Source organism: Streptomyces justiciae (assembly GCF_015163075.1).
In the GTDB taxonomy this organism is placed as follows: Bacteria; Actinomycetota; Actinomycetes; order Streptomycetales; family Streptomycetaceae; genus Streptomyces; species Streptomyces justiciae.
This window is the reverse complement of the sequence record NZ_JADDXU010000002.1, coordinates 45003-67596: the sequence shown is the minus strand read 5'-3', so window position 1 is coordinate 67596 and position 22594 is coordinate 45003. Positions and strand designations below refer to the sequence as shown.

The window sequence follows — 22594 nt, the reverse complement described above, 5'->3', positions numbered from 1 at the left end:
AGGCGGCTCCGGGGGACGGCCGCCGCGGGGCCCCTGGGGACCCCGCGGGGGATGACGGTCGGTCAGGACAGGCCGGAGGCCCAGGAGTAGCCCTTGAGGAACGGGTCCGGCTTGACGGGCTTACCGGAGTTCCAGACCTCCTTGATCTGGCCGTCGGTCCCGATCTCGCCGATCCGGGCGGTCTTGTAGACGTGCTGCGAGGCGCCGTCGACGGTGACCTTGCCCTCGGGGGCGTCGAAGGTGATGCCGTCGGAGGCGGCCTTCACCTTCTCCGGGTCGAAGGACTTCGCCTTCTCGACCATGGCCTTCCACAGGTAGACCGAGGTGTAGGCGGCCTCCATCGGGTCACTGGTCGGCTTGTCCTGGCCGTACTTGGCCTTGTACGCCTTCACGAACTTCGCGTTCGCCGCGCCCGCGGTGGTCTGGTAGTAGTTCCAGGCCGTCAACTGCCCGGCCAGGTACTGCGTTCCGATCGACTTGACCTCCTCCTCGGCGATCGACACCGAGACGACCGGCATGGACTTGGCGGTCAGGCCCGCGGACTTGTACTCCTTGAAGAAGGCCACGTTGGAGTCGCCGTTGAGGGTGTTGAAGACGGCGTCCGCCTTCGACGCCTTCACCTTGTTGGCGATCGTGGAGAACTCCGTGGAGCCCAGCGGCGCGTAGTCCTCGCCGAGGATCGTCATGCCGTTGGCCTTCGCGTACGCCTTGATCTCCTTGTTGGCGGTGCGCGGGAAGACGTAGTCGCTGCCGACCAGGTACAGCTTCTTCAGGCCCTTGGACTTGAGGTAGTCGAGGGCCGGGACGATCTGCTGGTTGGTGGTCGCGCCCGTGTAGAAGATGTACGGGGACTCCTCCAGGCCCTCGTACTGCACCGGGTAGAACAGCAGCGACTTGTTCTTCTCAAAGACCGGCTTGACGGCCTTGCGACTGGCGGAGGTCCAGCAGCCGAAGGTGGCCGCGACCCCGTCCTCCTTGATGAGCTTCTGCGCCTTCTCGGCGAACGTCGGCCAGTCGGAGGCGCCGTCCTCGCTGATCGGCTTGATCTTCTTGCCGAGGACGCCACCGGAGGCGTTGATCTCGTCGATCGCGAGCTTCAGCGAGTCGCGGACGGTCACCTCGCTGATCGCCATCGTGCCGGACAGCGAGTTGAGCAGACCGACCTTGACGGTGTCACCGCTGACGTCGATCTTCGCCGCCTTGTCGGACGACGAGCCGGCCGCGTCGGTCTTGGCGCCGCACGCGGACAGCGTCACGACCGCCGTGAGGGCGGCGCCGACGGCGAGGAAGCCACGGCGAGGAACACGGGAACTGCGGGAACCGCTGGAACCGCTGGACAAACCAACCCCCTAGGGTGAACGGCCTGCTGAAGTGCGGTCCACAGACTCAAGTCCCCCTGTTTCCGGGGTGTTTCGCTCGACTTTCCCGGAGGCAACAAAAAACGCCCCGGACAGCGTGTGATCTGCATTCGGAAACAGAAATCACAATTCGCCCGAGGCATTCTAATTACTTTCTGTGGGAAGTATCTTGGCGTCGCCGGGTACCTGTCAAGGGCGGGTTCCGTGGAGATCGAGCTCGGTGAGGACGTCGAAGTCCAGCCCGTCCGCGCGGGCCAGGTAGATCCGCTGCCGCACATGCCGGTCCCGCAGATGCATCAGGCCGCGCGGACCCTCGTACGACACCGTCCCGGCCGCCGCCCCGATCGCGGTCACGTCGAGCGTCCCGGCCCGCTTGAGCAGCGCGGCGAGCAACAGCACGCCCTCGTAACAGGATTCGCCGAGGCTGCCGAGCGCGGGCGCCTCGATCCCGTACCGATCGGCGTACTGGCCGTGGAGGTCGAGGGTGTCCTGGTTGGCGAGCGAGGCGAAGAAGCCGGCGGTGCTGTAGAGGTCCTCGGTGGCCGAAGGGCCGCTCGCCATCAGCATGTTCTCGTCCATCAGCGTGCTGAGCCGCAGACAGCGTGCGGCCAACCCGTAGGCGGCGAACGCCCGGTTGAAGCGCACGGCGTCACTGCCGACCAGCAGCATCAGCACCCCGTCGGCGTCGGAGCGTTCGATGCGCCGCAGGACGGGCTCGAAGTCGTGCGTGCCGAGCGGGAGATAGACCTCGCCGCCGATCACTCCGCCCGACTCGCGGGCGTACGCGTGGGCCGCCCGGGCCGTACGCCGCGGCCACACGTAGTCGTTGCCGACGACGAACCAGCGGCGCACCCCACGCTCGTGCGCCAACAGGCCCATCGCGGGCCGCAGTTGGTCGCGCGGTGTCTCGCTCGTCAGGAACACCCCGGCGGTGTGCTCGCCGCCCTCGTACAGGGCGGTGTAGACGTACGGCACCCGATGGGCGATCCTCGGCGCCAGCGCCTGCCGCACCGAGGAGATGTGCCAGCCCGTGACGCCCTGCACGACCCCCAGGTCCACCAGCGCCTCGACATGGTCGGCGATCTCCCGCGGCGAGGCACCCCCGTCGACGGGCACCAGCTTCAGCTCCCGCCCGAGGACCCCGCCCGCCCGGTTGACCTCCTCGGCCGCGAGCTGCGCGCACAACTCGCAGGTCGGCCCGAAGATCCCGGCGGGCCCTTGCAAGGGGAAGACCAGGGCCACGCCGAGCACGGAGGCGTCGGCGGTGAACCAGTCGGGGGCGGGCGGACGGGGCCGGAACATGGCGTCATGATTTCCGGTCCGCCCGGTGAACTCCAGCCTGTCTCATACGATGTACGCACCCCGTGACCTAGGAGCGCGATGCCCCACTCATCACCGCGTCAGCCCCGCGACCTGATGCAGCTTCTGACCCGGGCCGAGCGGCTGGCGGCGCGACGCCTCCAGGCGGTGCTGGACGAGGAGGGCTGCTCGCTGGACGCCTGGCGGGTGCTCGGGCTGCTCTCCGACGGGCAGGGGCACCACATGACGGCGATAGCCGAGGCCGCCTTCCTGCCGCCGCCGACGCTGACCAAGCTCGTGGACCACCTCGTCGACCAGAACCTCGTCCACCGCCGGGTGGACCCGCTGGACCGGCGGCGCATCCTCGCCCACCTCACCCCGCGCGGCCAGGAGTACTGGCGGCGCGTCGACCGCGCGGTCCGCGCCGACTGGCCCGCGCTGAGCGACGGGGACGAGGAGCTGTTGCGGGGGCTGCTGGAGCGGCTGGCGGGGACGCTCGACGCGACCAGCCGAGTGTGATCGTGTCGTAGCGCAAAGTTATGTACGTGGTACGGGAATGTATTCCGGCGCAGAAAAGGTTGGCATTTGCATCTAACCGTCGAGGCCGTGCCCAGCGGCCCGCGCAGCACCAGTGAGGCACCGTGAACCAGCAGCCCGCCCCCGAGCAGCCCGCCGACGTCGTGGCCCGACTGCGCGCCGCCTTCCGCACCGGCCGCACCAAGCCCCTCACCTGGCGCACCACACAGCTGCGCCGCCTGCGCGAGATGCTCACCGAGCGCGGCGCGGACCTGGCCGCCGCCCTCCACGCCGACCTGGGCAAGAGCTCCACCGAGGCCTACCGCACCGAGATCGACTTCACGATCCGCGAGATCGACCACACCCTCGACCACCTCGAGGAGTGGCTGCGCCCCGAGTCCGCGCCGGTCCCCGCGCACCTCGGTGCCGACGCGACCGCCTGGACGCAGTACGACCCGCTCGGCGTCGTCCTCGTCATCGCGCCCTGGAACTACCCGGCCCAGCTTCTGCTCGCGCCGGTCGTGGGTGCCCTGGCCGCGGGCAACGCCGTGGTCGTCAAGCCGAGCGAGCTGGCGCCGGCGACGTCGGCCGCCCTGGCCCGGCTGCTGCCGGAGTTCCTCGACACGGAGACCTTCGCGGTCGTCGAGGGCGGCGTCCCGGAGACGACGGCGCTGCTGGCCGAGCGCTTCGACCACATCTTCTACACCGGCAACGGCGTCGTCGGCCGTATCGTCATGCGGGCCGCCGCCGAGCACCTCACGCCGGTCACCCTCGAACTCGGCGGCAAGTCCCCGGCGTTCGTCGACCCCGACGCGGACCTCGCCGTCGTCGCGGACCGCCTCGCCCGCGGCAAGTTCCTCAACGCGGGCCAGACCTGCGTGGCCCCCGACTACGTCCTCACCGACCCGGAGACGGCGGCGGCCCTGGAGCCCCTGCTGACCAAGGCGATCCAGGCGGTGTACGGCACCGACGCGTCCGCCTCCGGCGAGTACGGCCGCATCGTCAACGAACGCCACTTCGACCGGCTCACCGGCCTGCTCGACTCGGGCCGCGTGGTCGTGGGCGGCGACACCGACCGCTCCCAGAAGTACATCGCCCCCACCGTCCTGGCGGACGTCGACCCCGCGTCGCCCGTCATGCAGGAGGAGATCTTCGGCCCGATCCTCCCGATCGTCACCGTGCCGGACCTCGACGGCGCGATCGACTTCATCAACGACCGCGACAAGCCGCTCGCCCTGTACGTCTTCGCCGAGTCGCGGACCACCCGCGACCGCCTCGCCGCGGAAACCTCCTCCGGCGGCCTCGGCTACGGCCTCCCTCTCGCCCACCTCACCGTCTCCGACCTCCCCTTCGGCGGCGTCGGCGAAAGCGGCATGGGCAATTACCACGGCCGCTACTCCATCGAGACGTTCAGCCACCGCAAGGCGATCCTGAACAAGCCGCTGGGCTGAGGAGCCGGTGCGGGCGGGCGTTGGGGTGGGCGGCTGGGCTTGGGCGCGGGCGTTGGGGTGGGCGGCTGGGCTTGGGCGTGGGCGTTGGGGTGGGCGGCTGGGCTGAGGCGCGGGCGCAGGCCGTCGGGCCGCCCGGCCTCACCTCGTACCGGACAGGATCCAGTCGTCGGTACGGCGGTTGCGATCCAGCCCGACAGCCGAGAACTCGTCCTCCCCGAGACTCCGACGCACGCCGAGCAGACGAAGGGCCTGTGAGACGGGGCTGACGGGGCTGACGGTGCGAAGCCCGCGCCGGGCGGCTCTCTCCAGTGGCCCGAGGGCCAGGGTCCCGCCGTCCCAGACGGCGGCGCGCTGTTGACCGACGCCCCCGAAATACTCAGCCTCGACATAGGCGACGGGCCCGGCCGCGGACCACTGGGCGAGCACCCCCTCGAACCCGCCGGGCAGCTTCCAGAACCCGAGGGCACCCACGGGGCTGCCGTCCGTAACGGCGTCCAAAACCTCATCGATCATCGGCAGCAGCGACAGGCCTTGGAGCATCGGCACCACGTGCGCGCCGGGTACGTCCCGCGATGCCGCGCGCAGCAGCTCGCCTCCCGCGATCGCCGCCTCCACCTCGTACCCCACCCGAAGCCTCCGCCGCCCCTGCCTGGTCGAAGGCCCCATCATCCCGCGGGCTTCCGCCGGACCGGGCCGCGCTCGGCAGGTCCTTTCCGTATCCGGAGCTGCCGCCCAGCAGCCCGGGACCGCCGTCCGTGCGATGAGGGTCCGTCGTCTCTGAACCCCGTCGCGTGGGCGCAGGAGGATGGGCCGCAGACACCGGCATCTCGCGAAGGGTGACCCGTGTACCCCAACGACGGATTCCGCGAGCTCGGTCGGGAGGAGTGTCTGCGGCTGTTGGTGACCGCGCCCATCGGGCGGATCGTCCGCACCCGTCAGGCCCTCCCCGCCCTCCTGCCCGTGCACTTCGCCCTCGACGGTGACGGAGCCGTGCTGCTGCGCACCGCGGCCGCGTCCGAGCCGGCCGGGCCGTCGATGGTGCCGTGGTGGCCTTCGAGGCTGACGAGGTCGACGAGGTCGACGCCGGCGCGCACGTCGGCTGGAGTGTCGTCGTCACCGGTCACGCCGCCGTCGTCACGGACCGGGCCGCACACGCACGGCCGTCCCGCTCAGGCCCGCCTCTCCTGGGTCCCCGTTCCCCGGGAGGTCTTCGTCCGCATCGAGCCCGAACTGGTCACCGAACGCGCCCTCGTCGGCGGACGGGGCATGTACGGCGTCCCGTTCGCCCCCTGAGTGGGCCCCGTCGGCCTTCCTTCATGTGGCCCGGTCGGCCCTGTCGGGTACCCGGCGCGACGGACCAGGGTGAATCTGGACACCACCACCCGCACGCGCCCGCCGTACCCCGACACCGACCGGAAGGGGAACCCATGTCCGCCGCCACCCGGCAGCAGCCCGGCGTACTCACGGACGAGGAGCTGACCTCCCTGGACGCCCACTGGCGCGCGGCGAACTACCTCGCCGTCGGCCAGATCTACCTCATGGCCAACCCCCTGCTGACCGAGCCGCTGCGCCCGGAGCACGTCAAGCCACGGCTGCTCGGCCACTGGGGCACCTCACCCGGCCTCAACCTCGTCCACACCCACCTCAACCGGGTGATCAAGGCCCGCGACCTGGACGCCCTGTGCGTCTGGGGCCCCGGACACGGCGGCCCCGCCGTTCTCGCCAACGCCTGGCTGGAGGGGGCGTACAGCGAGACGTACCCGGACATCACCCGGGACGCGCAGGGCATGGCCCGGCTGTTCAAGCAGTTCTCGTTCCCCGGCGGCGTCCCCAGCCACGTCGCCCCCGAGACCCCCGGCTCGATCCACGAGGGCGGCGAACTCGGCTACTCCCTCTCGCACGCCTACGGCGCCGCACTCGACAACCCCGACCTGCTCGTCGCCTGCGTCATCGGCGACGGCGAGGCCGAGACGGGCCCGCTGGCCGCTTCCTGGCACTCCAACAAGTTCCTCGACCCCATCCACGACGGCGCCGTCCTGCCGATCCTCCACCTCAACGGCTACAAGATCGCCAACCCGACCGTCCTCGCCCGCATCCCCGAGGACGAACTCGACGCCCTGCTCAGGGGATACGGCCACGACCCGCTCCATGTCACCGGCGACGACCCGGCCACCGTCCACCGCGCCATGGCCCACGCCATGGACACCGCCCTCGACCGCATCGCGGCCATCCAGCACGCCGCCCGCGAACAGGACACCGGCGAACGCCCCCGCTGGCCGATGATCGTGCTGCGCACACCCAAGGGCTGGACGGGCCCCGCCGAGGTCGACGGCCTCCCCGTGGCCGATACCTGGCGCTCCCACCAGGTCCCGCTGTCCGCCGTACGCGACAACCCAGAACACCTACGGCAGTTGGAGACCTGGCTGCGCTCCTACCGCCCCGAGGAACTCTTCGACGACCAGGGCCGCCCGCGCCCCCACCTCCTCACCCACGTCCCTGACGGACCGCACCGTCTCGGCGCCACCCCGCACGCCAACGGAGGCCTCCTCCTACGGTCGTTGCCCCTGCCGCCCCTGGAACGGTTCGCCGTGCCCGTCGACAAACCCGGTGCCACCCTCCACGAACCCACCCGCGTCCTGGGCGAGTTGCTCGAACACGTCATGCAGGCCACCGCCGACCGCCGCGACTTCCGCCTGGTCGGCCCTGACGAGACCGCCTCCAACCGCCTCCAGGCCGTCTACTCGGCCAGCGGCAAGGCCTGGCAGGCCGCCACCTACGACGTCGACGAACACCTCGACCGGCACGGCCGGGTGATGGAGATCCTCTCCGAACACACCTGCCAGGGCTGGCTGGAGGGCTACCTCCTCACCGGCCGGCACGGACTGTTCTCCTGCTACGAGGCCTTCGTCCACATCGTCGACTCGATGGTCAACCAGCACATCAAATGGCTCCGCGTCACCCGCCGACTGCCCTGGCGCGCCCCCATCGCCTCCCTCAACTACCTGCTCACCTCGCACGTCTGGCGCCAGGACCACAACGGCTTCTCCCACCAGGACCCCGGCTTCGTCGACCACATCCTCAACAAGAGCCCCGAGGCGGTCCGGGTCTACCTGCCGCCGGACGCCAACACCCTGCTCTCCGTCGCCGACCACGTGCTGCGCAGCCGCGACTACGTCAACGTCGTCGTCGCCGGCAAACAGCCCTGCTACGACTGGCTGTCCATGGACCAGGCCCGCATCCACTGCGCCCGCGGACTCGGCGTCTGGGACTGGGCCGGCACCGAGGACGGCACCCGCGAACCCGACGTGGTGCTCGCCTGCGCCGGCGACGTCCCCACCCAGGAGGTGCTGGCCGCCGCCCAGTTGCTCCGCCGCCACCTGCCAGACCTCGCCGTGCGCGTCGTGAACGTCGTCGACATCGCCCGGCTGCTGCCGAGCGAGGAACACCCGCACGGGATGAGCGACTTCGAGTACGACGGCCTCTTCACCCCGGACAAGCCGGTGATCTTCGCCTACCACGGCTACCCCTGGCTGATCCACCGCCTCGCCTACCGCCGCACCGGCCACGCCCATCTGCACGTCCGCGGCTACAAGGAGATCGGCACCACGACCACCCCCTTCGACATGGTCGTCCGCAACGACCTCGACCGCTACCGCCTCGTCATGGACGTCATCGACCGCGTCCCCGGCCTCGCCGTCCGCGCCACCGCCGTACGCCAGGAGATGGAGGACACCCGGCTGCGCCACCACGAGTGGATCCGCGAGCACGGCACGGACCTGCCGGAGGTGGCGGACTGGTCCTGGGACGGCTGACTGACCCATGTGTCCGTAAAGGGTGCGTCCACCACCGAACCCTGTGTGACACTCCACCGATGACCACCGAAACGATCACCGCGGACGCCGCGGGCACCTGGAAGCTCGGCGACCTGTCCGTCCACCGCCTCGGTCTCGGCGCGATGCGGCTGACGGGCAGCGCCGCCTTCCACTTCGGGACGCCGAGCGACCGACGGCAGGCGATCGCCGTGCTGCACAAGGCGATCGAGCTCGGCGTCAACCACATCGACACCGCGGCCTTCTACTTCTCCGCCCTGCGCTCCGCCAACGAACTGATCAACACCGCGCTGGCGCCGTACGCCGACGATCTCGTCATCGCCACCAAGGTCGGCCCCTTCCGCGACTGGACGGGGGAGTGGGGCACCTCCGCCCGCCCGGAGGACCTGCGCGGCCATGTCGAGGAGAACCTGCGCCAGTTGGGCCGCGACCACCTCGACGTCGTCTACCTGCGCCGCATGCGCCAGGACTCCATCGCCGACCACTTCGGCGCCCTCGCCGAACTGCGCGAGGCGGGCCTGATCCGCCACCTCGGCATCTCCGGCGTCGAACCCCGCCACCTCGCCGAGGCGCAGGCCATCGCCCCCGTGGTGAGCGTGCAGAACCGCTACGCCCTGGACCACCCCGACGAACTGCTGCGCATCTGCGGTGAACAGGGCATCGCCTACGTCCCGTTCTACGCGGTGGCCGGTGACGCGGGCGCACACGGCGCCACCGCGAACCACGACGCCGAGGTGCTGGCCGTCGCCCAGGCGCACGGTGTGAGCCCCGCGCAGATCCGTATCGCCTGGACGCTGCACCAGGGCCCGCACCTGCTGGCCATCCCCGGCACCGGCAACCCCGACCACCTGACCGAGAACGTGGCGGCGGGCGCGATCCGGCTCACCGACGAGGAGCTGACCCGCCTCAACTCACTGCACGCCCAGGCGGATTGATCAGCCGCCGTACCCGATCACGGGGTAGTGGTCGGACAGGTTCGTGTACGTGTAGTCGGTGCCCCAGCTCGACACCGTCCAGGGCGCCGACTCCTCCTTGACGACCTCGTTCTTCCAGGCCGTGGGCCGGGCGTGACCCGCGCGGTAGAGGATGTAGTCCAGATCCTCGCGCGGGTCGTCCGGATAGCGGTCGTGGGCGATGGAGTTGTCCTGGGTGTCGAAGGAGTACGGGTGCCCGGCCCGCGCGTCGGCGCCCACCAGACCGCCGTCGGCGAGCATCGAGGCGTACTCCGGCGAGCGCGAGTCGACGTTCATGTCCCCGGCGACCAGGACCTGTTCGCCCGCGGGGATGTTCTTGGCGTCCAGGAAGGCGTCGATCGCCCTGAACTGCCGACTGCGCATGGCGGCGGCCTCGCCCGTGTCGCACCCGGGGTCGGTCGACTGGGCGTGTGTGCCGACGACGTGCACCTTGCTGCCGTTGACGTTCAACACCACATACGCGAAGCCCTTGTTGGACCACCAGTCCGCACCGCACGCGTCCTTGTAGACGTACTGCTCCTTGCGCAGGACCGGCCACTTGCTGAGCACCGTCACCCCGCCGTCCTCGGGCGTGGTCGCCGAGTAGGCGCCACCGGTGGCGTCCCAGCCGTCCTTCGACCGCCCGACGACCGGCGTCTGGTACGGATACTCGCCCGCGGCGGCGCTCTTCAGCGCGTCCGACGAGGAGTTGTCGAACGCCTCCTGGAGCACGACGACGTCATTGCCGTGGAAGAACCCCGCCTTCGCGATCTCCGCGGCCCGGTGGTCCTGGCCCCAGTTCGGGTAGAGGGTCTTGCTGAAAAGAAACGTGTTGTACGTCAACACCCGTACGGCCGGGGCCGGTTCGGCGGCCGTCGCGGTGGGTGCGGCGGTGGCCGCGAACACGACTGCGACTGCGGTCGCGCCCAGGGTGCGGCGCGGTGCGAGAGGTGTCACTGGATCTCCCTGAGGGTGAAGGGGGTTGAGTGGCGCCGCACATCCAACCACCGGGGATTACTCTCAGGTAACTCCCGTGCGCACACGAAATGTCGAACAGCGGTAGGCCTCACACGACCCAGTCGCCGTCCCGCATCAGATACCGGCCCCGCATCTCGTGCACACCGTTCCGCGCCTGCACCGCGCGCGGACGCACCCGGAACCAGACGTACGGCAGGCTCTCCGTCCGCGGATCCCAGCCCGTCTTCGCCAGGAACCCCTCCACGGCGGCCGGCGGCACGGTGTCCGACGCGTACATCTCCGCCTCACCGTCGACGAGCACGACGTCCTGGGTGTCCCCGAGCGCCAGCCGAGCCCGCCCGGCGTCGCGCAGATTGCGCCCGGTCGGTGTCTTCAGCCGCGTCGCCAGCCACAGGGCCTCGCCGTCCCACAGAAACCAGAGGGGCACCAGGCAGGGCAGTCCGTCTGTGTCCGCCGTGGCCACCCACACGTCCATCTCCCGCTCCAGCCGCGCGAGGGCGTCACGCTTGCGCTGTCCGGGATCGCGGGGCTGCTCGCTGATCTTCATGGCCCGGACGCTAACGGCTTCCACGACGCCCTGCATCGGGCGGCGGTCGTAGGGCTGCGGTCGGACGCGGCGCCCATCCGAAACTGGAAATCGCCCCCGGCCCCACTGAGCACCGGCCTCGGTCTCCGCCGGGGCCCCCTGGTCCCCGTCCTGCATCGCCCTCGGGGCCCGACTCGCGGTCGCCTTCGCCCCCACCGGCGGCCGTTCTCCGTCTTGTACCGGCGCGCCCTTCGGGCCTGCCGGTGGGTCGCCGTCGGCCGCCATTGGGGATCGCCCTATAGCCCGCGCCCGTCCTCGCCTCCGGTCCGCGCTTGTCCGCGCCTCCGGGCCCACCCAGGGATCGCCTCCGGCCCACCCAGGCATCGCCCTCCGCCTCGCTGGGCATCGCTCCCCCCCAGCCCCCGCACCCCCGGATCCGCCCGAACCCCTGCATGCCATCGCCCCCAGCCCCCCTCAGAACCGCCCCGGCCCCGCCCGAGGCCGCCCCCGCTCGCCCACCGAATACAGGGACTGGCGCCCACCGAGTTTTACGTATAACCTCTCCCGCTAACCCAACGCCCCGAAAGGCCCCGATGAGACGCATCGCCCTGGTCACCCTCGTCGTCGACGACTACGACGAGGCGATCCGCTTCTACACCGAGGCCCTCGGCTTCCGGCTCGTCGAGGACGCCCCGCGTCCCGGCGGCGCCCGCTGGGTCGTCGTGGAGCCCGGCACGGAAGCGGGTGGCACCGGTCTGCTGCTCGCCCGTGTCAAGGACGATGCCCAGCGTGCCCGCCTCGGCGACCAGACAGGCGGGCGCGTCGGCTTCTTCCTGCACACCGACGACTTCGCCCGCGATCACGCCCGGATGCTGGCCGCCGGCGTGACCTTCCTGGAGGAGCCCCGCCACGAGCCCTACGGCTCGGTCGCCGTCTTCCAGGACCTGTACGGCAACCGCTGGGACCTCCTCCAGCCCGCCGCCTGACCTTCCTCCACCGCCGTTCCGCCCCGCCCCAGGAAAGACCCCGCCATGATGACTGCTACGCGCGTAGACGCCGACCTCATCCGCCGCCTCCCCAAGGCCGTCCTGCACGACCACCTCGACGGCGGCCTGCGCCCCGCCACCGTGATCGAGCTCGCGGCGGAGGTCGGCCACACCCTGCCCACCACCGACCCCGACGAGCTGGCCGCCTGGTACTTCGAGGCCGCCAACTCCGGTGACCTGGTCCGCTACATCGCCACCTTCGAGCACACCCTCGCAGTCATGCAGACCCGCGAGGGCCTGCTGCGCGTCGCCGAGGAGTACGTCCTCGACCTGGCCGCGGACGGGGTCGTCTACGGCGAGGTGCGCTACGCCCCCGAGCTGAACACGCGGGGCGGGCTCGCCATGAGCGAGGTCGTGGAGACCGTCCAGGAGGGCCTCGCCGCCGGTATGGCCAAGGCGGCCGCCGCCGGGACGCCGGTCCGCGTCGGCACTCTGCTCTGCGGCATGCGCATGTTCGACCGTGTTGCCGAGGCGGCCGACCTCGCCGTCGCCTTCCGTGACGCCGGCGTCGTCGGTTTCGACATCGCCGGTGCCGAGGACGGTTTCCCGCCCGCCGACCACCTCGCCGCCTTCGAGCACCTGCGCCGTGAGAGCGTGCCGTTCACCATCCACGCCGGTGAGGCCCACGGCCTGCCCAGCATCCACCAGGCCGTCCAGGTGTGCGGCGCCCAGCGCATCGGCCACGGCGTCCGCCTCACCGAGGACATCGTCGAGGGCAAGCTCGGCCGCCTGGCGAGCTGGGTGCGCGACCGCCGGATCGCCCTGGAGATGTGCCCGACCTCCAACCTCCAGACCGGCGCCGCCACCTCGATCGCCGAGCACCCGATCACGGCCCTGAAGGACCTCGGCTTCCGCGTCACCCTCAACACCGACAACCGGCTGGTGTCGGGCACGACCATGACCCGTGAGATGTCCCTGCTGGTCGAGGAGGCGGGCTGGACGGTCGAGGACCTGCGCACGGTCACGGTCAACGCCCTCAAGAGCGCGTTCATCCCGTTCGACGAGCGCAAGGCCCTCATCGACGACGTCGTCCTGCCGGGCTACGAAGCCGCGCTCTGACGCAGCCCCCGCAGATACGCGGCCTGTCCGACGTGCTGAAGATCGTCGGACAGGACGCTGACCAGCCGTACGCCCAGCGTGACCGGCGGGTCCCAGTTGTCGTCCACGATCCGTTCCAGGTCCGCCGCGGTCACCCCGCGCAGCGCCTCCAGGCTCTGGGCGTGGACGGCGTCGTAGTAGCCGGTCAGCAGCTCGGCGGAGTCGACCCGCACCTTCGCGACCTGCGCGGAGGTGTGGCCGTACCCGTGGTCGCGGGGCGGCACGTCGAGGCCGAAGCGCTTCTCCCAGTCCTGGGTCAGCCACACCTGGTCGAGCCCGAACGCGTCGGCCACGTGGTCGTCCTGGACGCGGGTGAGGTGCCAGACCAGCCAGGTGATGGAGTTGGCGTCGGGGGCGGGGCGATGGTTGAGGTCGTCGGGGGTCAGGCCCTCGACGGCGGCGTGGACTTCTTCCTGGATGCGGCTGAAACCGTCGATGAGGATGTCCTTTGCATGCATGCCCTCCACCATCGCGCACCCGGCCGCCTCACGCGTCCGGAATCCAGCTCCCGTGGAAACCGAGCGGCACCCGCCCCGGCAGATGGATGCGGGCCACCGGCTCACCGGTGAAGTCCTGGGCGGCGAGGATCACCAGGTCGGACGCCCCGCGATCGGGGTTGTGCACATACGCGATCGCGTACCCGTCGTCCTCGGCGGTGCCGTGCTCGCGCGGCACGAACACGGCCTCGCTCGCCGCCGCGCCGCGCGGCAGCCGGTGCACCTGGGTCGTGCCGCGCAGCAGGTCCTGCTTGATGAGCGCGTTGCTGAACGCCCGGTCGGGCGGGTCGCCGTCGACCGTCATATAGGCCTGCGCCATCTCGGCGGACGCCGCCGAGTAGCCGTAACGGTGCCGACGCGACACCAACGCCTCGTTCACGCGCGGGAATTCCTGCGGGCGGTCGTCGAGAGTGCGGGTGCGCACCCGGCCGTGCCGCAGGTCGATCGTCCAGCGGTCGAGGCGCGGCGTGCTCGCCCCGTACGGGCCGCCCGAACCCTTGCCGGCGACGAAGAACGGCGCGTCGAAGTTCGTCATGTCGACGACGATCTCCGACCCCTCCTCGTAGGCGTTGAGGGTGTGCGAGTAGTAGACCGGGTCGACCTCGAACCAGCGCACCGCACCGCCCTTGCGCGGCAGCACCCCCACCCGCGCCGGATGCCTGTCGTTCCAGACGTACGGCACGATGTCGCCGCGCTCGGCGCCGGCCGGGTCGAAGGTCACCGGCATGTCGAGGATGACCACGTGGTGCTCGGTGAGGGCGAAGTCGTGGATCATCGGCGCGTCCGCCACCGGGATCCTGGTCGTGCGTGACACCCGGCCCGTCGGGTCCACGACCAGGTGCCGTACGTGGTCCCAGGTCGGGTAGTAGGCGATGGCGTGCAGTTCACCGGCGTGGACGTCGAACTTGGTGTGCGCGGTGAGCGGCCCCTTCAGAGTGCCCCGGAAGTCGTACGTCCCCACGGTGTTGAGCTCGTCGTCGAGTTCGTACGGCAGCGGGCCGCTCTCCTGGAGCGTGAGGACGCGCCCCCGGTACGGGATCACATGGGTGTTGCACGGGAAGTCGTCCGGCGGCACCGGGCCCGGGTAGGGCTCGCCCAGTTTCTTCGCCACCTGGGAGGAGCGCACCCAGCGGTTGCGGTACCACTCGGCGCATCCGCCGCGCAGCCGCACGCCGTGCACCATGCCGTCGCCGAGCATCCAGTGATGGGCGCGCGGGTCCTCAAGTCCCAGGACGTTGGGGCCGTTTCGAAGGTAGCGGCCGTTCAGATCGTGCGGGACGCGGCCGGTCACCGGCAGGTCGAAGGCCGTCAGTTCCTCGGTGACGGGCGCGAACGCGCCCTCCAGGAAGGGGAATCGGTGCGTCGTGGGCGCCTGGGGCGCGGCGACCGCCGCCCGGGCTCCTGCCCCGACCAGTCCTCCCGCGGCAGCGATGGCCGCCGCGCCGCGCAGTACGTTCCGTCGTGTGTGGTCCGTCATCTCCCGTGCTCCTGACCGCAGTTGTCGTGAGTGGACGCTCATGAGTCTGCGGTGGGGGACGGGCTGGGTCAGGAGGGGTGGGCCCCGTCCTGGGGTGTACCTACGCCCCCTGTTTCCAGCAGCGCCATCAGGGCCCGGGCCGCCGGGCTGGTGGCCTGCTCGGGCGGCAGCAGCGCGACGGTCTCGTACACGGCCTCCCCGGTGCCCTTCATGGGCAGTGCGGTCAGGGACGGCCGCTTGTGCCGGAAGTGGCGCGGTACGACGGCGACGCCGAGGTTCTCGTCCACCAGGTCCAGCAGGCTGTGCACGTCGTTCACCTCCAGCGCGACCGCCCGACGTACGCCCGCGGCGGCGAACGCGGCGTCGGTGGTGCGGCGCGGGCCCCAGTCCGGGTGGAAGTCGACGAAGACCTCGCCGCCCAGGTCCTCCGGGGTCACGGCGGCCCCGGCACGCGCGAGCCGGTGGTCGGGATGGCACAGGACGGTCATCGGCTCGGCGGCCAGCGGTACGACACGCAGCTGGTCGGTGTCCTCCTGTGCCGTCCGCACCGCGAAGGCCAGGTCCAGGCGGCCGGCCGCGACCTCCTCCGCGAGCGCGCCGGAACCGGCCTGCCGCAGACAGATCTCGACGTCCGGATGCCGGCGCCGGAACGAGGCGAGCAGCCCCGCCACGTACACGCCGGCGATGCACTGCTCGGAGCCGAGCGCGAGCATCCCGCGCAGCACCCCCTGCACCGCGGCCACCGCCTCGTGGGCGGAGCGGACCTGCGCCAGGATGCGCTCCGCCTCGCCGAGCAGCGCCCGCCCGGCGGGGGTGAGCGTCACCCGCCGGGTCGTGCGCACGAACAGCGGGGTCTGCAGCTCCCGCTCCAGCGCCCGGATCGAGGCCGACAGCCCGGACTGGGACACCAGCAGCCGCTCGGCGGCCCGGGTGAAGTGCTGGTCCTCGGCGACCGCGACGAAGTGCTGGAGATGGCGGAGTTCCATGACGCAGAAGCCTACTCAGAAACCCGTCCGCTGAATTCCATCGGATTCTTCTGTTGGACCAATGCGCCCAGGTCACGAAAGAGTGGATACCGGCTCTCAGGCATCTGCTCAGAGCCCCTCGGGAAACCGTGCCAACCCCTCTGGAGTCGCGTTGTACACCGCACACCCCGACCGCTACGCGGACATGCCCTACCGGCGCACCGGACGCAGCGGCCTGAAGCTTCCCGCGATCTCGCTCGGCCTGTGGCACAACTTCGGCCCGGCGGACCGCACCGTCGAGACCCAGCGTGCCATCCTGCGCCGCGCCTTCGACCTCGGCGTCACCCACTTCGACCTGGCCAACAACTATGGCCCGCCGCCCGGCGCCGCCGAGTCCGCCTTCGGCGAGGCCCTGAAGTCCGACCTCGCGGCGTACCGCGACGAGCTGATCATCTCCACCAAGGCCGGCTATCTGATGTGGCCCGGCCCGTACGGTGAGTGGGGCTCCCGCAAGTACCTGCTGTCCTCGCTGGACCAGAGCCTGACGCGGATGGGCCTCGACTACGTCGACATCTTCTACTCGCACCGCTCGGACCCGGAGACTCCGCTGGAGGAGACGATGGGCGCCCTGCACTCCGCCGTGCAGCAGGGCAAGGCGCTGTACGTCGGCATCTCCAACTACTCCGCCGAGCAGACCCGCGAGGCCGCCCGCATCCTGGGCGACCTGGGCACCCCGCTCCTCATCCACCAGCCGCGCTACTCGATGCTCGACCGGCGCCCCGAGGACGAGGGCCTGCTGGACGCCCTGGACGAGCTCCAGGTCGGCTCGATCGTCTTCTCCCCGCTGGAGCAGGGCGTGCTCACCGGCCGCTACCTCGACGGCATCCCCGAGGACTCGCGGGCGGCGAGCGACAGCCCCTTCCTGAACTCCGACGCCCTCACCGAGGACCTGGTCGCCCAGCTGCGCGAGCTGAACGACATCGCCAAGTCCCGCGGCCAGACCCTGGCGCAGCTGGCGCTGGCCTGGGTCCTGCGCGGCGGCCGGGTCACCTCCGCCCTCGTCGGCGCGAGCAGCCCGCAGCAGATCGAGGACAGCGTCGGCACCATCGCCAACCTGGACTTCGACGCGGAGGAACTGGCCCGCATCGACGCGGTGATCAAGAAGTAGGGCCGTTTACGAAGAAAGGCGTTCCTGGAGGCGGACGGTCACCGTGTCGCCCGCCTCCTTCCCGATGGCCCTGCGCACCTCGGCCTTCACCGGCAGCTTGTGCCGGCCGTCGCCCAGGGCCATGAAGGAACTGCGGAACGGATGTCCGTCGATCGTCCCGCTGACCTTGACCAGGCCGCGGGTGCCGAAGAACGCGACGGACTCGGGCCAGACCAGATAGGTCCAGCCGCCCTCCTCGGGGCTCTTGACCAGCTCCGCGGTGAACTGCCGGTCGATCTTCGCGGTCATGACGTCCGCCTCTCGCTCGTGGTGGGCTCTCCTTCAGGAGACCGCCACGGGCGCCGAAACTCATCACGCCCCGGCCGGCACCCGGTCCAGGAACCCCAGCACCGACCGGATGCGGCCCTGCTCGTCCAGCGTGATCACGTCGAATCCCGCGACCGGCGCGGAGCCGTCGGCCTCGTTCACCAGCTCCCAGGAGAAACGCGCCGTGTCGTGGTGACCGTCCACGACCCCGGTGGGGTAGAAGACGAACCCCGGGAACTGCTCGTGCGCCGCCGCGATCACCGCGGCGATCTGCTCGTGGCCGCTGACGTCGACCAGAGGGTCGGTGTAGCTGCCCTCCGGGGCCCAGGCAGCCGCCACCGCCTTCGTCAGGGTCTCCTGGTCGACGGCGTTCCAGGCCTCGAAATAACGTGCGACGGCACTGTCGTAACGCTCGGTGTTCGCGGACATGCGGCATCAGCCTCCGTCGAGGTCGTCTCTGCTGGTCAGGACCCGAGTCCCTGTCGTGGTGACCCGGTACCGCAACCATGCCCGCCGCGCCGCGGCCCGTCGATTACCCCACGGGTAATGCGAGGGTCGCCTCGTTTCGGCCAACTCCCTTGGTGAATATGCCAGGAGAGTGGCCGGAAAGTCGTGGTGACAGTGTTTCAGTAGTGAACATACTCAACTGACAGGGCATTCACATCCAGCGAGGATGCCATCACACACCGCACATGAGCCGCGGTGACCCGTAAGTCCGGAGCCGCATCGAAAGCGAGGCCAGCCGACAGGCGCACTACGCACCGGGGGAGTGAACGTGCACGACGAATTCCTGTGCCATGTCACCGCGTACGGAACCTGCGGAGGGCAGCGCATCGGCGTACCGCTCGGCAGCTACCGGGCCCCCACCCTCGCCCTCGCCCTGTGGTGGTTACGGGACCGGGCGTCGTGGATCGCCGAGCGTCTCGATCCGCAGCCCGAGATCAGCCGTATCCCGCCGAGCGCGCTCGTCCCGGTCGCCCACTCCGTGCCCGACGTGCCCGCCGTGCTCCGCGCCTGGTGCGGGGACGCCGCCCAACAGGAGCTGGTCGCCGAGGAGTTGGCGGCCGGGCGGCTGATCCGCATCGCCACCAGCGACGACACCACCGAGTACGAACTCCTCGCCGAGTCGGTGGACGCCCTGCGCATGCAGCGCACGATCCCGGCACTGGTCGTCTCCGTCGGCTGAGGCACCTCGCAGGTGCCGGTCGAGGCACCTCGCACAAAAGGCGCACACCAGGACGAATCGATAGAATCTCGGCATGGCAGAGCGGCCGAGCGCGCCGACTGCGCCCGAACTCGTCCTGGAGACCGAGGCGGGCTCCACCGTGATGAGCCCGGGCCACGACTACCACGTCGGACGCGATCCCCTGAGCGACATCGTGATCGACGACGCCCGGGTCTCCTGGCACCACGCGGTGCTGCGGCCCGAGGCCGACCACTGGACTCTGGCCGACGAGCACAGCACGAACGGCACCTACGCCGACGGCCTGCGCATCCAGGAACGGGACGTCGGCCCCGGCTGCGTGATCCGCTTCGGCAGCCCCTCCGACGGGCCGCGCGCGGTCCTCATCGCCCCGGAGCGCCCCTCGGCCGTCTCCATGCCCGGCCTCACCGGCACCTTCCGGCAGCCCACCACTGTCCGCCCGCTCCCGACCCGCACGGTCCGCATCGGCCGCGCCGACGACAACGACCTCGTCATCGACGACCTGGTCGTCTCCCGGCGGCACGCCGAACTGCGCGCCCTCCCCGACGGCAGCTACGAGATCGTCGACCTCGGCAGCCACAACGGCACCTACCTCAACGGCAGCGCCGTCACCCGCGCCCTGCTCGGCCCCGGTGACGTCGTCGGCATCGGCCACTCGGCGTTCTGCCTGGTCGGCGACCAGTTGCAGGAGTACGTCGACACCGGCGAGGTCTCCCTCGACGTCCAGGACCTGAGCGTCGCCGTCGACCGCGGCCGCAAGACGCTCCTGGACCACGTGTCGTTCCCGGTGGGGGAGAAGTGCCTGCTCGCGGTCGTCGGCCCGAGCGGCGCCGGCAAGTCCACCCTCCTCGGCGCCCTCACCGGCCAGCGCCCCGCCGACCACGGCACGGTCCTGTACGACGGCCGCGACCTGTACCGCGACTACGCCGAGCTGCGCCAGCGCATCGGCCTGGTCCCGCAGGACGACATCCTGCACGCCCAGCTCACCGTCCGCGCCGCCCTCACCTACGCCGCCGAGCTCCGCTTCCCGCAGGACACCGCGAAGGCCGAGCGGCAGGCGCGCGTCGAGGAGGTCATCGACGAACTCGGCCTGCGCCAGCGCGCCGACCAGCCGGTGCACAGCCTCTCCGGCGGCCAGCGCAAGCGCGTCAGCGTCGCCCTGGAACTGCTCACCAAGCCCTCGCTGCTCTTCCTCGACGAGCCGACCTCGGGCCTCGACCCCGGCATGGACCGCTCGGTGATGCACATGCTGCGGGGCCTCGCCGACGACGGCCGGACCGTCATCGTCGTCACCCACAGCGTCCTCAGCCTCGACGTCTGCGACCGGCTCCTCGTCCTCGCCCCCGGCGGACGGATCGCCTACTACGGGCCGCCCGAGGACACCCTCGCCTACTTCGGCTACGAGCAGTGGCCCGAGGCCTTCGAGGCCTTCGAACGGGACCAGGACCGGGACTGGGCGGGGGAGTTCCGCACTTCCCCCTTCCAGCGGCAGTACGTCACCGAGGCCTCCGGCCAGCCCCGGGTGCCGCGGTCCGGCCCCGTCGTGATCACCCCGCCGCCCAGGCCGCGCAGCCGCGGCGCCCAGCTCGGCACCCTGATCCGCCGCTACGCCACCGCCCTCAGCGCCGACCGCACCTTCCTCGTCATCATGATCGCGCTGCCGTTCGTGATGGGCGCCATGGCCCGCGCCCTGGCCGGCAGCAAGCTGACGCAGGAGACGGCGATGAACGCGCTGCTGATCCTGTGCGTCGGCGGCGTGCTGACCGGGGCGGCCAACGCGGTGCGCGAACTGGTCAAGGAACGCACCATCTACCAGCGCGAGCGGGCCGTCGGCCTGTCCAGATCGGCGTACCTGATGTCGAAGATCGTCGTCCTGGGCACGGTCACCGTCCTGCAGGCCGTGGTCCTGACGTTGGTCGCCCTGCTCGGCGTCGACCTCAACGCGCCCGGCGGCGAAGGCGTGTTGATGTCGCCCCTTGTCGAAATCACCGTCGCCGTCGCCCTGCTGGCGTTCACGGCGATGATGCTCGGCCTGCTGATCTCCGCGCTGGTCCGCAAGGAGGAGGTGACGATGCCGCTGCTGGTGCTGCTCGCCATCGTCCAAGTTGTGTTCTGCGGCGCCCTGTTGAAGCTCGACGGGGTGCCGGGCCTGGAGCAGCTGTCCTGGCTGGTGCCCTCGCGCTGGGCCCTGGGCGCGATGGCCGGCACGGTGGGCCTCGCCCGGATCGTGCCCGGCGAACTGACCACCGATCCGCTCTTCCGGCACTCGGCGAAGGTGTGGCTGATCGACGTCGGGATGCTCGTCGTCCTGTCGGCGCTCTTCGGATACGTCGTCTCCCGCCTGCTGCGCCGCCACGAACCGGCCGTCCTGCGGAAGTCGTGATGACCACCCCCGGCTTCCGGCCCACCCACGTCGTTCCCCAGCACGGCATGCCCGCCTGGGAGGCCCCCGACCCCGCCCGGCCCACCGTCCCCCTCGACCCGCTGCTGCCGGTCCAGTTGGTGGAGCGGCGCGGCGACTGGGGGCACGTGCTGTGCGCCAACGGCTGGTCGGCCTGGGTCGACGGCCGCTTCCTGGTCGCCGTACCCAAGGACCCGCCCGTCGCGGACGCCCCGCTCGCCCGCACCGCCGACCCCCGCCCCCTGCTCGCCCGCGCCGAGGAGACCCTCACGCGCTACCGGTCCGCGGTCGAGGAACTGGCCGGCGGCGGCCTGGACGGCGAGGGCTTCCAGAGCCGCACCCGGGGCCTGCGGATCGGCGTCGTCGTCGACGGGGAGTCGGTCTGGCTGTACGACGCCCAGCACGGCCGCTGGGTCTACGCCGACGGCACCCGGCTGAGCACCTACGCCGCCGAGGAGGCGCCCCGCGCCGCCGCCGGGGAGCCCGGGCACGCCGCCACCCAGGTCGTGACGCCCGATGGCCCGTGACACCAGCCTCTTCTCCGGCCGGCCCTCCGAGCTGATCGGCCGGCAGATCGCCGGCTACCGCATCGAGCGCGAGATCGGCCGCGGCGGCATGGCCGTCGTCTACCGCGCCCACGACCTGCGCCTGGACCGCACGGTCGCCCTCAAGCTCCTCGCCCCCGAACTCGCCCGCAACGACACCTTCCGCCGCCGCTTCACCCACGAGTCACGGGCCGCCGCCGCGATCGACCACCCGCACATCGTCCCCGTCTTCGAGGCGGGCGAGACGGACGGCGTCCTGTACATCGCCATGCGCTACGTCGAGGGCAGCGACCTGCGCCATCTCCTCGACCGCCGCGGCCCGTTGGCGCCCGAACCCGCTCTGCGGATCGCCGCCCAGATCGCCTCCGCGCTGGACGCGGCCCACGACCACGGACTGGTCCACCGGGACGTGAAACCCGGCAACATCCTCATCGCCCGCGGCACCGACAGCGACCATCCCGAGCACGCCTACCTCACCGACTTCGGCCTGACGAAGAAGTCCCTGTCCCTGACCGGCTTCACCACGGTCGGCCAGTTCGTCGGCACGCTCGACTACGTGGCCCCCGAGCAGATCTCCGGCAAGCCCGTCGACGGCCGCTGCGACGTCTACGGCTTCGCCTGCGTCGTCTACGAGACCCTCGCGGGCCGCCCCCCGTTCCGCCGCGACGACGACATGGCCCTGCTCTGGGCCCACCAGTACGACCAACCGCCCCCACTGACCGAGGCCCGCCCCGACCTCCCGCCGAACGCCGACACGGTCCTCGCCAAGTCCCTCGCGAAGAGCCCCGACGACCGGTACGGCACCTGCCTCACCTTCGTCTCCGCCCTGCGCACGGCCATGACCGGCGACCGCACGGGCGGCCACGCGCCGACACAGGTCGCCCTGCGCATCGCGAACTCCGCGGTGGCGGGCCCGAAACAGCCGCCGCCATGGGCACAACCGGTCTTCAGGGGCGGCTAGCCGTAGGCGACCGGA

General features: G+C 71.0%; 21 protein-coding genes and 1 pseudogene. 12 read left to right on the top strand and 10 right to left on the bottom strand.

Annotated features, from left to right (window positions below; translation table 11 throughout):
* Positions 1 to 62: 62 nt before the first annotated feature.
* Both urtA and IQ210_RS04465 read right to left on the bottom strand, forming a co-directional pair.
* Complete coding sequence (gene urtA, locus IQ210_RS04470) at positions 63 to 1340, bottom strand: urea ABC transporter substrate-binding protein (protein WP_390897618.1); 1278 nt, start codon at positions 1338 to 1340, stop codon at positions 63 to 65.
* A gap of 207 nt (positions 1341 to 1547) precedes the next feature.
* Complete coding sequence (locus IQ210_RS04465; RefSeq protein WP_194077219.1) at positions 1548 to 2660, bottom strand: substrate-binding domain-containing protein; 1113 nt, start codon at positions 2658 to 2660, stop codon at positions 1548 to 1550.
* A 78-nt stretch (positions 2661 to 2738) separates the two neighbouring features.
* On the opposite strand from IQ210_RS04465, the gene IQ210_RS04460 reads away from it, so the two are divergent.
* The gene (locus IQ210_RS04460; protein WP_194077218.1) at positions 2739 to 3176 is read left to right on the top strand and encodes a MarR family winged helix-turn-helix transcriptional regulator; all 438 of its coding nucleotides are present in this window, start codon (positions 2739 to 2741) and stop codon (positions 3174 to 3176) included.
* 122 nt (positions 3177 to 3298) lie between these two features.
* Entirely contained in the window at positions 3299 to 4624 is a 1326-nt protein-coding gene (locus IQ210_RS04455; protein ID WP_194077217.1) for an aldehyde dehydrogenase family protein, read from the top strand.
* Positions 4625 to 4762: 138 nt separating this feature from the next.
* Here IQ210_RS04455 and IQ210_RS04450 read toward each other — a convergent pair whose 3' ends face one another.
* Complete coding sequence (locus IQ210_RS04450) at positions 4763 to 5251, bottom strand: hypothetical protein (protein ID WP_194078229.1); 489 nt, start codon at positions 5249 to 5251, stop codon at positions 4763 to 4765.
* Between the two features lie 216 nt (positions 5252 to 5467).
* On the opposite strand from IQ210_RS04450, the pseudogene IQ210_RS04445 reads away from it, so the two are divergent.
* The 3 genes and pseudogenes from IQ210_RS04445 (at position 5468) to IQ210_RS04435 (ending at position 9389) form a co-directional block, all read left to right on the top strand.
* Positions 5468 to 5917, top strand: a pseudogene (locus IQ210_RS04445) (pyridoxamine 5'-phosphate oxidase family protein).
* A 134-nt stretch (positions 5918 to 6051) separates the two neighbouring features.
* Positions 6052 to 8436 (top strand): phosphoketolase family protein, encoded by a 2385-nt coding sequence (locus IQ210_RS04440; protein WP_194077216.1) that lies wholly within the window; start codon positions 6052 to 6054, stop codon positions 8434 to 8436.
* Positions 8437 to 8495: 59 nt separating this feature from the next.
* Entirely contained in the window at positions 8496 to 9389 is an 894-nt protein-coding gene (locus tag IQ210_RS04435; protein WP_194077215.1) for an aldo/keto reductase, read from the top strand.
* On the opposite strand, the gene sph is transcribed toward IQ210_RS04435, so the two are convergent.
* Complete coding sequence (gene sph / locus IQ210_RS04430; protein ID WP_194077214.1) at positions 9390 to 10364, bottom strand: sphingomyelin phosphodiesterase; 975 nt, start codon at positions 10362 to 10364, stop codon at positions 9390 to 9392. It abuts the gene before it with no gap.
* 109 nt (positions 10365 to 10473) lie between these two features.
* On the bottom strand, positions 10474 to 10932 hold the full coding sequence (locus IQ210_RS04425) for a pyridoxamine 5'-phosphate oxidase family protein (protein ID WP_194077213.1): 459 nt from the start codon (positions 10930 to 10932) through the stop codon (positions 10474 to 10476).
* 572 nt (positions 10933 to 11504) lie between these two features.
* Between IQ210_RS04425 and IQ210_RS04420 the strand changes: the two genes are divergently transcribed.
* Together IQ210_RS04420 and IQ210_RS04415 are read left to right on the top strand one after the other, a co-directional pair.
* On the top strand, positions 11505 to 11897 hold the full coding sequence (locus tag IQ210_RS04420) for a VOC family protein (RefSeq protein WP_194077212.1): 393 nt from the start codon (positions 11505 to 11507) through the stop codon (positions 11895 to 11897).
* Between the two features lie 48 nt (positions 11898 to 11945).
* On the top strand, positions 11946 to 13016 hold the full coding sequence (locus IQ210_RS04415; protein ID WP_194078170.1) for an adenosine deaminase: 1071 nt from the start codon (positions 11946 to 11948) through the stop codon (positions 13014 to 13016).
* Here IQ210_RS04415 and IQ210_RS04410 read toward each other — a convergent pair.
* From IQ210_RS04410 to IQ210_RS04400, 3 genes are all read right to left on the bottom strand, one after another.
* Complete coding sequence (locus IQ210_RS04410) at positions 12998 to 13513, bottom strand: mycothiol transferase (RefSeq protein WP_194077210.1); 516 nt, start codon at positions 13511 to 13513, stop codon at positions 12998 to 13000. The genes IQ210_RS04415 and IQ210_RS04410 overlap by 19 nt on opposite strands.
* A 28-nt stretch (positions 13514 to 13541) precedes the next feature.
* The gene (locus IQ210_RS04405) at positions 13542 to 15029 is read right to left on the bottom strand and encodes a carotenoid oxygenase family protein (protein ID WP_194077208.1); all 1488 of its coding nucleotides are present in this window, start codon (positions 15027 to 15029) and stop codon (positions 13542 to 13544) included.
* A gap of 68 nt (positions 15030 to 15097) precedes the next feature.
* Positions 15098 to 16015, bottom strand: a complete 918-nt coding sequence (locus IQ210_RS04400) for a LysR family transcriptional regulator (RefSeq protein ID WP_194077206.1) — start codon at positions 16013 to 16015, stop codon at positions 15098 to 15100.
* A 151-nt stretch (positions 16016 to 16166) separates the two neighbouring features.
* Here IQ210_RS04400 and mgrA point away from each other — a divergent pair, with 151 nt between their 5' ends.
* Positions 16167 to 17162 (top strand): L-glyceraldehyde 3-phosphate reductase, encoded by a 996-nt coding sequence (mgrA, locus tag IQ210_RS04395; protein WP_194077204.1) that lies wholly within the window; start codon positions 16167 to 16169, stop codon positions 17160 to 17162.
* Between the two features lie 6 nt (positions 17163 to 17168).
* On the opposite strand, the gene IQ210_RS04390 is transcribed toward mgrA, so the two are convergent.
* Both IQ210_RS04390 and IQ210_RS04385 read right to left on the bottom strand, forming a co-directional pair.
* On the bottom strand, positions 17169 to 17450 hold the full coding sequence (locus IQ210_RS04390; RefSeq protein WP_194077202.1) for a DUF1905 domain-containing protein: 282 nt from the start codon (positions 17448 to 17450) through the stop codon (positions 17169 to 17171).
* A 63-nt stretch (positions 17451 to 17513) separates the two neighbouring features.
* The gene (locus IQ210_RS04385) at positions 17514 to 17897 is read right to left on the bottom strand and encodes a nuclear transport factor 2 family protein (protein WP_194077200.1); all 384 of its coding nucleotides are present in this window, start codon (positions 17895 to 17897) and stop codon (positions 17514 to 17516) included.
* A gap of 346 nt (positions 17898 to 18243) precedes the next feature.
* Between IQ210_RS04385 and IQ210_RS04380 the strand changes: the two genes are divergently transcribed.
* The 4 genes from IQ210_RS04380 (at position 18244) to IQ210_RS04365 (ending at position 22579) form a co-directional block, all read left to right on the top strand.
* Positions 18244 to 18654, top strand: coding sequence for a hypothetical protein (locus IQ210_RS04380; protein WP_194077198.1), 411 nt, complete (start codon positions 18244 to 18246; stop codon positions 18652 to 18654).
* Between the two features lie 73 nt (positions 18655 to 18727).
* On the top strand, positions 18728 to 21055 hold the full coding sequence (locus tag IQ210_RS04375; protein WP_194077196.1) for an ABC transporter ATP-binding protein/permease: 2328 nt from the start codon (positions 18728 to 18730) through the stop codon (positions 21053 to 21055).
* Positions 21055 to 21600, top strand: a complete 546-nt coding sequence (locus tag IQ210_RS04370; protein ID WP_194077189.1) for an SH3 domain-containing protein — start codon at positions 21055 to 21057, stop codon at positions 21598 to 21600. The genes IQ210_RS04375 and IQ210_RS04370 overlap by 1 nt, the downstream gene beginning before the upstream one ends.
* Positions 21590 to 22579, top strand: coding sequence for a serine/threonine-protein kinase (locus tag IQ210_RS04365; RefSeq protein ID WP_194077188.1), 990 nt, complete (start codon positions 21590 to 21592; stop codon positions 22577 to 22579). The genes IQ210_RS04370 and IQ210_RS04365 overlap by 11 nt, the downstream gene beginning before the upstream one ends.
* Positions 22580 to 22594: the final 15 nt, after the last annotated feature.